At 61.6% G+C, this 14,331-nt stretch carries 16 protein-coding genes; 4 read left to right on the top strand and 12 right to left on the bottom strand.

Annotation, left to right across the window (positions count from 1 at the left end; all coding sequences use genetic code 11):
* Nucleotides 1-7: 7 nt before the first annotated feature.
* The 3 genes from NL528_RS19360 (at nt 8) to NL528_RS19350 (ending at nt 1,940) form a co-directional block, all read left to right on the top strand.
* Nucleotides 8-496 (top strand): heme-binding protein, encoded by a 489-nt coding sequence (locus NL528_RS19360; RefSeq protein ID WP_309184274.1) that lies wholly within the window; start codon nt 8-10, stop codon nt 494-496.
* 25 nt (nt 497-521) lie between these two features.
* A complete protein-coding gene (locus NL528_RS19355; RefSeq protein ID WP_309184273.1) occupies nt 522-1,505 on the top strand; it encodes a rhodanese-like domain-containing protein in 984 nt (327 codons plus the stop codon).
* An 81-nt stretch (nt 1,506-1,586) separates the two neighbouring features.
* A complete protein-coding gene (locus NL528_RS19350; RefSeq protein WP_309184272.1) occupies nt 1,587-1,940 on the top strand; it encodes a cupin domain-containing protein in 354 nt (117 codons plus the stop codon).
* Between the two features lie 128 nt (nt 1,941-2,068).
* Here NL528_RS19350 and NL528_RS19345 read toward each other — a convergent pair whose 3' ends face one another.
* The gene (locus NL528_RS19345) at nt 2,069-3,943 is read right to left on the bottom strand and encodes an adenylate/guanylate cyclase domain-containing protein (RefSeq protein ID WP_309184271.1); all 1,875 of its coding nucleotides are present in this window, start codon (nt 3,941-3,943) and stop codon (nt 2,069-2,071) included.
* 381 nt (nt 3,944-4,324) lie between these two features.
* On the opposite strand from NL528_RS19345, the gene NL528_RS19340 reads away from it, so the two are divergent.
* Nucleotides 4,325-4,759: a hypothetical protein gene (locus tag NL528_RS19340; protein WP_309184976.1), complete on the top strand. Its 435-nt coding sequence runs from the start codon at nt 4,325-4,327 to the stop codon at nt 4,757-4,759.
* Nucleotides 4,760-4,813: 54 nt separating this feature from the next.
* Here NL528_RS19340 and NL528_RS19335 read toward each other — a convergent pair whose 3' ends face one another.
* The 11 genes from NL528_RS19335 to NL528_RS19285 all read right to left on the bottom strand — a co-directional run bounded on the left by NL528_RS19335 (nt 4,814) and on the right by NL528_RS19285 (nt 14,285).
* Nucleotides 4,814-5,794 (bottom strand): ABC transporter substrate-binding protein, encoded by a 981-nt coding sequence (locus NL528_RS19335; protein ID WP_309184270.1) that lies wholly within the window; start codon nt 5,792-5,794, stop codon nt 4,814-4,816.
* A 133-nt stretch (nt 5,795-5,927) separates the two neighbouring features.
* A complete protein-coding gene (locus NL528_RS19330) occupies nt 5,928-6,356 on the bottom strand; it encodes a hypothetical protein (RefSeq protein WP_309184269.1) in 429 nt (142 codons plus the stop codon).
* A 68-nt stretch (nt 6,357-6,424) separates the two neighbouring features.
* Complete coding sequence (locus NL528_RS19325) at nt 6,425-6,673, bottom strand: hypothetical protein (protein WP_309184268.1); 249 nt, start codon at nt 6,671-6,673, stop codon at nt 6,425-6,427.
* A 371-nt stretch (nt 6,674-7,044) separates the two neighbouring features.
* Nucleotides 7,045-7,839, bottom strand: coding sequence for a TonB family protein (locus NL528_RS19320; RefSeq protein WP_309184267.1), 795 nt, complete (start codon nt 7,837-7,839; stop codon nt 7,045-7,047).
* Between the two features lie 17 nt (nt 7,840-7,856).
* Nucleotides 7,857-8,333 (bottom strand): TonB system transport protein ExbD, encoded by a 477-nt coding sequence (gene exbD / locus NL528_RS19315; protein ID WP_309184266.1) that lies wholly within the window; start codon nt 8,331-8,333, stop codon nt 7,857-7,859.
* A gap of 3 nt (nt 8,334-8,336) precedes the next feature.
* The gene (gene exbB, locus NL528_RS19310) at nt 8,337-9,308 is read right to left on the bottom strand and encodes a tonB-system energizer ExbB (RefSeq protein ID WP_309184265.1); all 972 of its coding nucleotides are present in this window, start codon (nt 9,306-9,308) and stop codon (nt 8,337-8,339) included.
* A 125-nt stretch (nt 9,309-9,433) separates the two neighbouring features.
* The gene (locus NL528_RS19305) at nt 9,434-9,946 is read right to left on the bottom strand and encodes a DUF2946 family protein (RefSeq protein ID WP_309184264.1); all 513 of its coding nucleotides are present in this window, start codon (nt 9,944-9,946) and stop codon (nt 9,434-9,436) included.
* Entirely contained in the window at nt 9,943-10,632 is a 690-nt protein-coding gene (locus NL528_RS19300; protein WP_309184263.1) for a Fe2+-dependent dioxygenase, read from the bottom strand. The genes NL528_RS19305 and NL528_RS19300 overlap by 4 nt, the downstream gene beginning before the upstream one ends.
* Nucleotides 10,633-10,654: 22 nt before the next feature.
* The gene (locus tag NL528_RS19295; RefSeq protein ID WP_309184262.1) at nt 10,655-13,201 is read right to left on the bottom strand and encodes a TonB-dependent receptor domain-containing protein; all 2,547 of its coding nucleotides are present in this window, start codon (nt 13,199-13,201) and stop codon (nt 10,655-10,657) included.
* Nucleotides 13,202-13,457: 256 nt separating this feature from the next.
* Nucleotides 13,458-13,697, bottom strand: coding sequence for a hypothetical protein (locus NL528_RS19290; RefSeq protein WP_074277527.1), 240 nt, complete (start codon nt 13,695-13,697; stop codon nt 13,458-13,460).
* A 129-nt stretch (nt 13,698-13,826) separates the two neighbouring features.
* Nucleotides 13,827-14,285 (bottom strand): MarR family transcriptional regulator, encoded by a 459-nt coding sequence (locus NL528_RS19285; protein WP_309184261.1) that lies wholly within the window; start codon nt 14,283-14,285, stop codon nt 13,827-13,829.
* Nucleotides 14,286-14,331 lie beyond the last annotated feature (46 nt).

The following is a 14,331-nucleotide window of genomic DNA, read 5'->3' as shown; positions in this document are numbered from 1 at the left end:
GGTTGCCATGATCAAATTTGCCAGGAACATTGCACTGTTGGCCGCTGTGTTCTCATTCTCAGCGAGCGCACAGACTGTCCAGGTCAGGACCCTCGACCAGGCCGGAGCCGAGAGCGTCCTGCAAGCCGCGAAGGAGAACGCGCGAAAGCGCAATGCGCCTTCGGCGATTGCAGTCGTCGATTTCGCCGGAGACTTGCTGGCTTTCGAGCGTATGGACGGTGTGCGGTCCGCGAGCGCGGAGCTCGCAATCGAGAAGGGACGAACGGCTGCGCGGCTGCAGCGCCCGACACAGGAGGTCGAGGACAGCATCAATCACGGCCGGACGGCCTTCGTCACCGCAGGCATCATGTCGCTACGCGGCGGCGTGCCGATCGTTGTCAACGGAAAGGTGGTGGGCGCCGTCGGTGTCGCAGGCAGGAACAAGGAGACCGACGCCGGCATCGCGAAAGAAGCGGCGGACGTCGTTAGCTCCGCAGCGGTAGCCAACGAACCGTAATTTTTCGCAGGCCGGCGTACCAGAGATGAGCGAATTGCGGGTCCTGATCGAACAATATGGACTGCTGGTCGTATTTGCGGCGGCCTTTCTGAGCCGCATGGGATTGCCGGTCCCGGCGTTTCCCGTCCTGCTCACCGCCGCGGCGATGACCGCGGGCACTGCTCGTGGGGCGGGAGGTCTGGCGCTGGCCGGAGTCGCGGGCGGGCTTATCGCGGATATCGGGTGGTTTACCGCAAGCCGGCGATACGGCCGCTCCCTGTTGAGATTTCTGTGCAAGATTTCCGTTTCGCCGGATTCCTGCGTCCGCCAGACCGAGAGCGTATATGCGAGACTTGGCGGCCTATCGCTCGTCGTGGGCAAGATCATGCCGGGCATCGGACTCATATCGACCGCGCTCGCTGGCATTGCAGACATGTCGATCGTCAGATTCGTCGCGCTGAACTGCATCGGCGAGTCTCTCTTCATCGGCCTGACCGTTCTCCTGGGCGTTCTGTTCAACTCGGCGATCCTCACGTTCATTGAGACGCTTGCCCATCTCGGCGCCATGGGCATCGCCTTGATCCTCGGCGCGCTTGCAATATACGTGGTCGGACGCTGGTGGAAGCGACAGCTCTTCATCCGTGAGCTCCGGATGGCCAGGATTACGGCCACTGAGCTTGCGGAGATGATCGACCGGGGTGAAACGCCTGTTATCATCGATGTCAGGCCGGTCGATCTCCGCCGAGAAGATGGCGTGATCCCCGGGGCCGTGTTCGCTCATCCCGCCGACGGGACGACATCGCTTGCGGGCTTTTCGGGCGACCTGGAAGTGATCGTCTACTGCGATTGTCCGAAGGAAGCCTCGGCAGTCGCTGCGGTTCGGCATCTGCGTCAGGCGGGCTTCCGCAGGATCAGGCCGCTTCTCGGCGGTATGGATGCCTGGATTGCGGCGGGGCGAGCGATCGCCCGGCCGGAGATACTGCCCAAATCCGCAAGGGAGGCAGTGCTACGCGAACGCCGTGCGTCGTAACGGATTGCTTAGGCTGTCCATCGCCCCGCGCGCTTGCGGGTTTGTGTACTTTATGCATAAGCGACGAAGCCGGAGAGCCCCATGAGCGACGGGATTGATTTGTCAGAAAGACTGTCTTCGTTTTCCGAACACTGGTCGCCTCGAACCGTCGCGCAGTTCAACGATTGCGATGTCATGGTCGTCAAAGTGAAAGGCGAATTCGTCTGGCACAAGCATGACGACACCGATGATTTCTTTCTTGTCCTGAAGGGCACGCTGGACATTCAGCTTCGGGATCGAACGGTGACGCTTGGGCCGGGGCAAATGTACATCGTGCCGAAGGGCGTCGAGCATCGCCCCGTCGCAAAAGATGAGGTGCACTTGTTACTGATCGAGCCAACCGGGACACCCAACACCGGCGATGTCGAAACCGCTGCGCCGCGCAAGACGGCGTGAGCGACGATGCCGAGAAATCTGCCAAACGAACAGGCTGGATTGCCTCGTCGCGGAGCTTATCCTCGCAACGGCTCGTCGCGGAGCCGCCAATGCCTTGATCGGCGACGGCGACGGACTTCAATGCGGCCTCAACCATTCCAGCCGGCCTTGCGCAAACCCTCGACGAGATGGGCGTGGTCCTCGGGCCGAAACCACGGAGCTCTCTTGCGGACATACATGTCGAATGCTCCCGGTGCGCGCGAGACGGCCTTCTCCAGTGCCTCCTTCGCTTCCGTTGTGCGCCCAAGTTGGCCCAGCGCCGCCGCGGGCCAGCGGTAGATCATCGGAAAATTGGGAAACGACCGAGTCAGCCGTTTCGACGCTTCGATCGAAGCCTCGTATTCGCTGCAGAAATATAGTCCGCACGCAACGTGCAACAAGCGTACTGCCAGATACGGATCGCGGGGATCGAGCCTGATACATGTTTCGAGAGCCCTGAGCCCTTCCCTTGGTCGTCCCGCGAAGATCAGCGTCGCGCCTCTGTGGCCATGCGCGATGGCCAGATTTGGACTCATTGAGAGAGCTCGCTCGATCTCCGCCAACGCACCGTCGGCGTCGCCGCGTGCTTGCAAGGCCCAGCCGAGGCACGAACGGGATTCTGCATCGGCACCATCGAGCGCGACCGCCCGACGGGCCAAGGCTTCGGCCGAGCGTTGCGCGCTTGGCAGATCCAGCTTCTGGTAGAGCGCGGCCGCTTGCAGCTGATACAAGGCGAGCGCGCTGTAACCGCCGGCGAAGGTCGGGTCGAGATCGATTGCCTGCTTAAAAAACCTCTCTGCGGTCGCATCGTCGTCTGGGGTCGCTTTGCTCAGATGCCAAAGACCGCGCTGATAGGCCGCCCAGGCATCAAGACTCTCCGGTGGCTTGCGCATAGCGCGTCGAAGTTCGGCGTCGGCAATGGCGGGGGCCAGCGCGGTCGTCAGCGCTTCGGTAAGCTCGTCCTGCACGGCGAAAATATCGGCGAGATCGCGGTCGTAGCGCTCGGCCCACACATGGTTGCTGGTCACCGCCTCTATCAACTGTGCAGTGACGCGGATCCGATTGCCGGCCTTGCGCACGCTACCTTCAAGCACATAGCGCACGCCGAGCTCGCGCCCGACCTGCTTCACGTCTACGGCCCGGCCCTTGTAAGTGAAACTCGAATTACGTGCGATGACGAACAGCGAGGGATAGTGCGATAGCGCCGTGATCACATCCTCGGCGATCCCGTCGGAGACGAACTCCTGCTCGGGGTCGCCGCTCATATTGGTGAACGGCAGCACGGCGACGGACGGTTTGTCGGGCAGCGCGAGCCCCGGAACCTCAAGTTTGGGTGTCGCAGGCCGCTGGGTGGGATCGATGATGATACGGTAAACGTGGACAGGCCGGGCGATATTCTTCAGAGTTTGCTCGCCCGCGTCCTCGACGTCGAAAGACACCTTATCGCGCGCGTGATTGAAGACTGTACTAGAGATACATATGCCGCTGGGTTCGGCGAACGCCTCAAGTCGCGCCGCGATGTTCACGCCATCGCCATAGAGGTCGCGGCCCTCGATCATCACGTCCCCAAGGTTGACCCCGACGCGAAACTCAATTCGCTTCTCCTGTGGCACGTCGGCATTGCGTTCAACCATGCTCCGCTGAACCTCGATCGCGCAGCGGACTGCATCCACGACGCTTGGAAACTCGATTAGAATTCCGTCACCGGTCGTTTTCACAATGCGACCGTGATGTTGCTTGTTCTTTGGATCGATCAGCTCGCTGCGAAGCATCTTGAGGCGAGCGAGCGTGCCCTCCTCGTCCGCGCCCATCAACCGGCTATAGCCGGCGATATCGGCGGCGAGAATGGCGGCGAGCTTGCGTTTGGTCTGATCTGAGGCCATTGGGGTCCGCTTCCCCTGGTTCCCTGTCTCCATACTATCACCGGAATGCCTTTGGGGTAATTCGCACGGATGGCACGCTAACGTTCGACTGAGCTGCTCCACCGCCGGAGCCCTGGCACGCCGCAGCATTAAGGGGGGCCGCGCTCAGCGATCGGGCGCTTCCAAGCAGGCACCGCAAGACGGCGTAAGCGACGATACCCGGAAATCTCGCCAAACGAACAGACTCGATTGCTTCGTCGCGGAGTTTATCATCTGTCCCGTCGCCTCGAAATATCCGAGGGACGACTGCAATCTCGTCGTCACGATTCCGACGGACGAAGCTTTCCTTCCGCTGCAATTCACGCTCCTCTCTGGTCGAGCGGGGTCGAGCGGGACGAGGTACCCCTTATTTGCCTTCGCCTGGCCAGCCCTTCGGCCGGGAATATCTTTCGCGCCGCGGAAGGATGACCTAGCTTGATGTCAGCAATCCGTGGGGCGCCCACGATGCGGTCCAGCGTCAGAAAATTTGCCCACGTCCTGGAACGCTTCGGGCTTGCAATGGCGGGAGCTGCAAGCGGCTTGTTTGTCGCCGCGCATGTGGGGTCGATCATCTCGGCGCTGGCGTCTCAGGTTTTCATTCTGATCATGATGATTAGTGGCGCGGTCGGCTTTTACCTGGGAATTGATACGCCTCCGCTGGCTTTTCATGGACCCGACCATCAGCCTTTAAGAGGCGGCTCGATCGTGAAGATCGACTCCGCGGAATTTCTCAGTGCTGTGGGCACGTTTCTCGCCGCGTTGGCGGCTTTCGTGTCGGTTGGCGTGATTGTGCTACGGGAAGACCTGCACATCTTTTGGACGACAGCGATCTTGCTGGAATGGGTGGTTGGCGTGACCATGCAAATCATCGCGGGTGCGATTGCCCGCGCCCGGAGTTGAGGTGTGATCGGTCCGGCTTCGATGCCTGCGTATGCGGAATTAAGGTGACGGTGCTCATTCGATCACCTCGTCGGCGCGGCCAAGCAGAGACAGCGGAAACGTGAGGCCGAGCGCCCTGGCGGTCTTCAGGTTGACGACCAGCTCGACCTTCACCGACTGCTGGACCGGGAGATCGGCCGGCTTTTCGCCTTTGAGAATCCGGCTCGCGTAGACGCCCACTTCGCGATAGGCATCCGACAAACTGGTTCCGTAGCTCATAAGACCGCCCGCGGCAGCATAATCGCGGAATGCATAAGCCGTAGGGATCGAGTGGTGCGCCGCCAGCGCAACGAGTTGCTCGCGTCGGCCATTGAAGAACGTGTCGCCCTGTACGCAAAGTCCGTCAGCCCGAATTTGGTCCAGGGTTGCGAAAGCCGGCTCGAAGTCGTGTTCGCTGCTGGCGTGCAGGATATGGACTCGCTGCCCGATCGTGCGCTCCGCCACCCGGACTTGTCGGGAAAGGGCGTCCGAAGTCGCATTTTTCGGATTTACGAGGTAGCCGATGATGGCGGCTTTCGGAACGACCTCGTGCAGCAACTCCAGTAGCTTCGGCCCAAGGTCGTCGTTTAATGGGGTTACGCCCGTGATGCTGCCGCCCGGCCGGCTCAGACTCGCGACGAGACCCAGGGCGATCGGGTCGCCACCTACGAGGAAGACGATGGGGATGGTCGTCGTCGCCGCCCTGGCAACGAGTGCGGCAGCGGTGCCGAACGCAGCAATGACACTCACCCGACGGTCGACCAGGTCGGCTGCGAGTGCTGGTAACCGATCGTATCTACCCTCAGCCCAGCGATATTCGACCGCTACGTCCCGGCCCTCAACGTAGCTGCGCTCGCTCAGGCCGCGATGAAATGCGGCAACTTCAGCGCGCCGCGATTCAGGCGATGTGCCATGGAGGAACCCGATCACCGGCATCGCCTCCTGCTGGGAGCGCGCGGCGAGTGGCCAGGTAACCGTCGCACCGACAAGGAGACTGATGAAATCGCGCCGTCTCATGCGGCCCTCCAGGGAGGCCCAAGGTCTGGGCTAAATCTCCAGGCTAAATCTCCAGGCTAAATCCAGGCCGAAGCGGCAGCGGATAGCCGTTTGCGTGCGGCGCAGCGCACAGAAGCGCTCCTCATCGACCAAGCTATTCCGCTTCGCGGGCGAATGCGTTTCCAGTGCAGACTGCGTCCTCCGCGTTCGGCTCAATATTGACCGAATATACGTTACCGTCTCGACATCTGATGCTCCAGTTATCGACCCCGGATTCAGTGCCGCCTTGATACGTGGTCCGAACAACAGCATCACACGCCAGCTTTTTATTTTTCAGAACCAGGTTCCAGAAAGCGAGATGCTTCGCCCGATCCATTGCTCGTATCCTCATCGTCGTTTGATTAGCGGCGTGGACCGTTTTGAAAGGTTCGGAACCTGCGGCCGTGGATGGCACAGCGGTTGACGGAGCCGTGGCATTCGCCTTGTTCAAATGCAGATCGGCATCCAGAACAAGCCAGACAGCTGATGCGACGACGAAGCTCGCGATAAGCGCCAAAAAAACAATAAGTGACCGCTTCAACATGTCTCCCTCCCCGGGATCGAGACCCAGGCGACTCTTGCGGCGTCGCGAAGCCGCAGGGACCTGAAAAATTAATGTCCTTCGCAAACAACACCGACAGCTGCAATCGCTGCGAGCTGGGCCGGAACTTCGATCAGTAGTCGATCGAGGTTGTCACACCGGCGGCAAGCGAATTCGAGCAGCGGCGCTGACGTGTCGCGAAAAAATATCAAGATGGGGCTGACAATACCTTTTAGAACCGTGTCAGCTCGGCTCAGACCGTTGCGTGCCGTCGCGGCGAGTAGCTGCAGCGCGGAGTTGTTAAACCTGACATCCGCCACCAGGATCTCACGTTGTGTCACACGCAACCCTGATCTGCAGTGCGGCACGATGATACGACCGGCGGCAAATTCAAATCACAAATTATAAACACGTAGAGGTTTAAAATCGCCGCGGCCAACTAATTCGGATTGCTGGCTTTGTTAATGACGCCACTGATGTTGTCAGTGATTCAGCGCGCACTCGTTAGCATCGCGCAATTGAATAACATCAGATCGCTTGACGCGCGGAGCAAAAAGGAACGTCCGCTTCTGGCAGATGGCGGCATTTCGCCGCACAGCAGAGCTTGATCGCTATCGGGTGCATAGCGGACATCGAGCAAGCCGCACCAATCAATCTCAATTTATGAGTACGCACACCAGCGAACGCGCCGCTATTTGCCTTCGGCGTTGAATGCGACGGGCACGAAGCGCTTCAATCCGAGGTCGGCGACCAACGGCGGCGGTGCGGGTACGGGATCGGATCGTCGGACCATCTTGAGAGCAGCTTCGTCGAAAGCCGGTTGGCCGGATCCCTCGGCAATGCTTGCTGAAACAACGTGGCCGATACGGTCAAACTCGACATCCAGTATGACCCGGACCTTTGCGTCCTTGGCCTTCACCCCCTGCGGATAAATCAGGTGCTTCTTGAAGTGGGCCATCAGCTTCTTTTCCCACGACACTTTTGCGAGCTGAGTGCTGCTTCCGATTCCCTGTTTTGGAGCGGTCGACTTGTCGTCGAGACGGCCGTCAAGCCTCGGCGTTGCCGTTGCTTCCTGCGCCGCGGACTCCGTTGACGCCTGTGTCTGCACCGCCGCGACCTTTGGATCGTCTTCCCTGGGCTTTTTTGACTCGTTCTGCGTCACCGCCCGGTCCGGATCCTCGGCGTCGGTTGGCGTGTCCTTTGGCAGGTCGGCTTCCTTGACTTCCGCCTTCTGATCGGCAAGCTGTGGCGAAGCAACGGACGCGTCGACATCCGGCCCCGGCGGCAGATCGATCGGCTCGGCACGCGTCGATGTCAATTCAAGTCCGACTTCGATCGCAGGCGCGCCAAGCGAATCCTCGTCGTCTCCGGTCTGCAGATGCGCGATCGCCAGCGCGCCGAATCCCAGATGAAGCGCAAGCGCGCCCGCCGCTGCCAGAATCCACAGCCGCCGCGATGGCTTTTGTTCGGTCTCGAAGTCGGGCATCTCGACGCCGTCCCGGCTCAGGGTTTTGCACGATCGGCGGGGGCAGGTGGCACCGCGCCGCTATCCGGCACTCCCTCCAGCGCCACCAGCTTGATCTTGGAATAACCGCCGACGTGCAGGATTTCCAGCACGTCCATCAATTCGCCATAGGGAACCGCGCGGTCGGCCCGCAGGAAGATCGGGTGATCCTTGCTGACGTCCGCCATCGCGTCGAGCGAGCGGACCAGATCGATCCGCCTGACCGGATTTTCGCCGATCGCGACCGCAAGGTCCGGCTTGATGCTGACATAGGTCGGCTTGTCCGGCTTCTTCTGCGGGGTCGCGGATGACGTCGGCAGATCGACCGGCAGGTCGACGGTCGACAGCGGCGCCGCCACCATGAAGATGATCAGGAGAACGAGAATGACGTCGATGAACGGCGTGACGTTGATCTCATGCGATTCCGCGAAATCGCTGTCGTCGTCGACGTCGCTCTCTGCGAGAGAAATAGCCATCGCCTACTCCGCCGCCGCGCGCGAATGGGTGCCAACATGGGTACGATCGAGATCGCGTGACAATAGCCGTCCCGCGGCACCCGAGGCCCGGCTGACCAGTTCGAGGTAGCCTTTGGTCACGCGCGTGAAGTGATTGTAGATGATGACGGCCGGGATCGCAGCGACGAGGCCGATCGCGGTCGCGAGCAGCGCTTCGGCGATGCCGGGCGCGACCACGGCGAGATTGGTGGTCTGCGATTTCGAAATGCCGATGAAGCTGTTCATGATGCCCCAGACCGTGCCGAACAATCCGACGAAGGGCGACGTCGCGCCGATGGTCGCAAGCAATCCCATGCCGAGCCGGATCCGGCGCGCTTCGGCGCGCACGATTTCGGCAAAGCTCGAGGCCGCGCGCTCCTTGATGCCGCTGTCGCTGGAAATGCCCGCCGACAACCGCGCCTCGCGCATTGCCGCCGCGAGCAAGGACGACAACACGCTGGCTTTTGCGCCCAGCGCGAATTGCGCATCTGCCAGCGACCTGGCGTCGCTGATCCTGGCGAGCGCCGCGCGCAGTTTGCGCTGAATGACCGAGAGCTCGATCATCTTGGCGATGAAGACCGTCCATGTCACCAACGACGCGAAGGCGAGACCGACCATCACTGCTTTCACGATGATGTCCGCCGACATGAACATCGACCACGGCGACAGCTCACGCAGCGCGACCGTGGTCGATTTCAACGACCTGCTGCCGTTATCGGCGGGAGTTGCCGTCGCATCGGACGCCAGGGCTGCTGGAGCGGATGGAACGACCGCTGACGGCGCGGGAGCCTGCACCGTCGGCGCGGCTTGTGCCGGGATCGCCGGTGGTTGCGGTTGCGCCAGCGCGGGGGCCTGCTGCGGCGCAGGAGCCGCTTGCTGTTGCGCCGATGAGGGCGCCGCCAGCGACAACATCGCCAGTGCGAATATCAAGGTCGCTCGAAAAGGTGACATATTCATACTTCGGCCCGGTCGTTGATCGTTCGAATTGTGAGGCCTGCATCCGGTCAGTTGCAGCTATTGCAAACTACCGAGATAAAAGCCGCGAGGCGGCCGATCGGGCGCGAACGCGTCGATGGCCGATCTCAGGAGACGGGCGGTGCGCGAGGCTGAAAGGCGGCGCCAGCAGAATTCAGATCGACCGGCGCGGCGTTGGCGATCAAATGCGAGAACAAAACAGCTTGGGGTGCCGGCAGGCACGGCGGCGTCACGACCATCATGGCGCCGGCCAGCGCCAGCACGGCGCAGATGGCGCAGTCATCGGTCAGCCGGCCATCGGGGGTATCATCGGAGGAGGTCTTCAAGGGAGCTGCGCGAGATGCATCGGCGCGCAAAGTCCAGTTCACTGCATGCGTCGCCGCACCGCTAGCGGCGGCGTGCAGCACCAATTGGCTCGCGCGTGCCGACGCCGCCTGCGCGCTGCTGGCGTGGAAATGTCCGAACGACAGCAGAAACTGGACCGCGAGCGCGAAAAGCGCGAGCCGCGAGCCGCGTCTGATGTTTGATCGGAACCATTTCATGTCGGCATGCGCCTCGGCCGGAGACCACTCGATGTAATAGTATAACATCTCGGAGACCGCGCCTAGTGAAGTATTCATACTTCGGCCCAGGTGCGGATCAGGTTGTGATAGATACCGGTCAATTTGACCGTTTCGGGGTCATCTCGTCCAAGCCGCTCGACCAAGGCCTGGATCGCGGTATCGAGATCGAAGATCAGGCTGCGGGCGTGGGCATCCCGCACCATGCTCTGCAGCCAGAAAAATGACGCAACCCGCGTACCGCGGGTGACCGGCGTCACCAGATGCAGACTGGACGCAGGATAAAGCACGAGGTCGCCGGCCGACAGCTTGATTTCATGGGAGCCGTAGAGGTCCTCGACCACCAGTCCGCCGCCATCATATTCCTCCGGTTCCGACAGGAACAGCGTGACCGACAAATCGGTGCGGATCCGCAGGCCGGTGAGAGGGTCTCCCCTCACCGCATTGTCGACATGGATGCCGAAATGGTGATCGCCGGCGGCGGCATAGCGGTTGAACAGCGGCGGAAAGATTTTTAGCGGGATCGCGGCCGAGATGAACCGGGGATTGGCTGATAGCGCGGACAGCACGCGATGGCCGAGCTTGCGCGCGACCTCGCTATCCGCAGGCAATTGCTCGTTGCGCTTCACCAGCGCCGACTGCGCGCCCGCGGTGGAACGGCCGTCTTCCCACGCGCAGCCGTCCATGACGCGGCGGAAATCCGCCACGTCGGCCTTGCTCAGGACTTCCGGCACACAGATCAGCATGACGTCGACATCATCCCCACGGTCAGAATCTGGCCGAGAGGACCATCGACACGGTGCGGCCGGGCGCCTCCAGCACGAATGGCGCGGCACTCTGGTACAGCGCGTCGTAATAGAGCTTGTTGAAGATGTTGCTGACGAACAGCTTTGCGGTCCAGTTGGCGTTGACCTTGGCTTCCGCGAAGGCATCGAAGCGCCAGTAGCTCGGCAGCTGCATGCCCTGGTTGGCGGCGAGGAAGGTGCCGCCAAAGATCTTCGAGCGGTAGACCGCCTGGCCGCCAAGTTCCCAGACATCCGTGAGCTGGTATTTGGTCAGCAGGCTGAACGACTGGTGCGCGACGTTGGACAGCGGCAGGCCGACATTGGTCGTGTACAGCGTCGTATTGGCAGGCGGCACCAGCGACTTCGTCACCTCCGACTGCATCAGCACGAGGCCGCCGATGACGCTCCATTTATCGGTGATCTTGCCGCCGGCGCTGAGATCGATGCCGCGGATGCGGTAGGCCGCGCCGGCCGAGATGCAGGAAACCGCGCCGGATGTCGCCGTATAGGGGCAACTCGGCGCCGCGGTCGCCGCGGTGATGTTCCGCGATTCCCGCGCGTTGTCCTTTTCGGTCTGGAACAGGGCCGCGGTCAGCAGCAGATGCCGGTCGAACAACTCCCATTTGGTGCCGACTTCGATCGCCCTGTTCTTTTCCGGCCCCAGGATCTGGTTGGGATTGCCGTTGAGCGAGGGAGCCAGTCCGCCATATTGGGCGCTGGTGCCGTCGAATTCGGCGCCGACCGGGTTCGACGACGTCGCATAGGCTGCATACACACTCGCGATCGGCAACGGCTTGATCACAGCGCCGACGTTGAAGTTCGGCATGTCGTATTGCTGCGTCTGTGAGCCGAAAACGTTCGCGACACTGTTCACGGTGCCGTAGCCGCTCGCCTTGATATTGTAGTCATCGAGCCGGACGCCGCCGTTCAGGATGACGAAGTCGTTATAGTTGGCGCTGTCTAGCAGGTAGACGCTCTTGGTGTCGATGCCGACCTTGGTCGCGAGACCGCTGAGCGTCGGCGTGCCCGGGAAAACCGCATAGGTCTGGCTCGGATTGAATACGCTGATCCCGCTCACCGAACCGGAGCCCGCGCTCCCGCCGGGCAATGATTCCGAACTGAGACCGACATATTTGTCGATGCTGGCGCGCTCCTGCGAGATTTCGACGCCGGCCAAGGCGGTGTTCTTCCAGCCGGCGAGATTGAATTTGTAGGTCGCTTCGGTCTGGTTGGCGAGCACGTCGGTGACCTGGTAGCGGCTCTGCGGGTTGGCGGTGAGCGTCGACGCTGAAAGCGGATTGGCGAGCGACGGCGATTCCGGAAGCGTCCCGATGTAGTCGAGCAGCGAGCGCTGGACCCTGAACTTGTTGCTGACGGTTAAGTCCGGCGTGATCGCGACCTCGCCATTGAGCGTGCCGATGTCCTGCTTGACGTGATAGAAATCGCGATTGACGAAGCCGTATAAATTGTTGCGGTTGGCGCCGAAATCCGGGAACGGGCCGCCCGCGGTGCTGGCCGTGCTCGGCCGGTAATACGGCACGCCGAAATCCGGCAGGCCGTGCAGATTGGTGTGGATGTAGCTCGCGCTCAGTTTCACGGTGTCGAGCGGCGTCCATTTCGCCGTGACGAAGCCGCCGTCGCGATCGTCCTTGACATAGTCGCGCCCGGCGACCCCGGCGTCCTGGAACACGCCACCGGCGCGAATGGCCAGCGTCGGGCTGATCACCTGGTTGACGTCGAGCACGACGCGCTTGGTGTGGTCGGTGCCGAACGTGGTGTCCATGTTGTAGAAGCTCTTCTCGGTGGACGCCTGCTTGGTCACGATGTTGATCGCGCCGCCGGTGGTGCCGCGGCCGGCAAAGGACGAGCCCGGCCCGCGCAGGATCTCGACCTGCTCGGTGAAGAAATTCTCGCGAACGCTGACCCCGGCATCGCGCACGCCGTCGAGGAAGACGTCGTTGCGGGCGTCGAAACCGCGGATGAAGAAACGGTCGCCGAAGGCGTTGCCGCCCTCGCCGGTCCCGAGCGTCACGCCGGCAGTGCTCAGCACCGCTTGCCGCAGCGTGGTCGCGTTCTTGTCTTCCAGCACCTCCTTGCTGAGAACCGTGACCGTCTTCGGCGTGTTCAACAGCGGCTCGGGGAATTTGCCCGACGCCTGCAGGTGGTCGACCTTGTAGGGCGCCGCCGCATCCGCATAGGGATTGCGGTCGGCGCGCAGGCCGCCGGCATTGGGAAACGGCACGGCGGCCGCCTGGGCTGGTTGCGCGCCGCGCGCGGCACGGCGCAACGCGGTGCGGGCGCGCAGCTGATCCGGTGAAGGTTTTGAGGCAACAGGACGCAGGCGCGCGACCGGGGCATCGACCGTCACCGGCGGCAGGCTCGTTTGCTGCGCTTCGGCGCCGGAGAACGACGCGACCGCAATCAGACCTGCGACCGCCGAAACCTTGCCGGAATGATTATCGAACTTGTCGTCGACCAAGTTGATTGCGGTGAACGAACGCAACGATCTCGGTGCTATTGCTTGGCCCATAGTCCCACGCGCCCCTGACTTGATTTCAGATTCAGTCGCGCAGCGTCGTTGCGATGCGCGATGGGCCGTTGGTATCGAGTGGAAAATTTGGGGTCAACGCGACCCGGGCGCAGATGAGCTTGAATAGGTCCAGATCAAGGCGATTCTAATCTCGCGTTTCAAATCATTCTAAAGCCGCGTTTGTAAGCGTTCTAAGGAGTCGCGAGAAACGCCGTAAAATCCGGGATTACATGCATCGATCGATTTTCGGGAACGATCACTCGCTGCTCGGCGGCTTCATCAGCGAAAACAATTCATCGACCGTCATTTGCGCGATTTGCCGCACGCGATCGGTATTGTCCATGCCGGCGATATTGACGCCCTTCACCACCGCCTTGATCTCGTCGCGGAAGTCGGTGAGGAAGCGCAAGGGATCGGGCGAGTTGTTGGCGACGCGCGCGATCAATCCCGTAACCAGGATCTGGCAGGCCATCATGCGTCCGTTCAGTTCATCCATCATGCACTTCCGGTTTCTCGACTTGGGTTGCGCGCGATATGGACGACATCGCCTCGCGTTTCAATCAATTCGAAATGTTCAGGTGCGATGCGCTGACGCAGCGGGCATCGTTCGCGTCAAGCGAGCCGGTTACTTGATGGCGATATCCGGAGACTCGCCCAGGCTCTTGAGGCGTTCCTTGACCTCAACCAGCGTATCGAGACTGGTCTGCAACGCGTCGGCGGGAATGTCGCGCAGCACGTCGGTTGCGATCGTGTCGCGCAGCGCGTCGAGATCGTCGACGAGCTGGCGGCCGCTTTGGGTCAGAAACAGCCGGTTGGCCCGGCGGTCCCTGGGATCGGGCCGGCGCTCGAGCAATCCATGTTCGACCAGGCGGTCGAGCAGCCGCACCAGCGAGATCGGTTGCAGTTCGAGCACGTCGGCGAGATCGACCTGAGTCAGCCCCTCCTGCTGCCGCAAGCGAAACAACACGATCCACTGCGCGCGCGTGGTGCCGTGTTGCTTGGCGCGGTGGTCGATGTAATTGCGCAGCAGCCGCGAACTCTCGACGAGTTGCGCAATCAGCCGGCGTTTCAGATCGAGCGACATTTTGATCAAATGCTCTGTATCAAATGCCCTGTCGGGCTCTTGTCCG

The organism is Bradyrhizobium sp. Ash2021 (genome assembly GCF_031202265.1).
Classification (GTDB): domain Bacteria; phylum Pseudomonadota; class Alphaproteobacteria; order Rhizobiales; family Xanthobacteraceae; genus Bradyrhizobium.
This window is presented reverse-complemented; position numbering and strand designations above follow the sequence as displayed.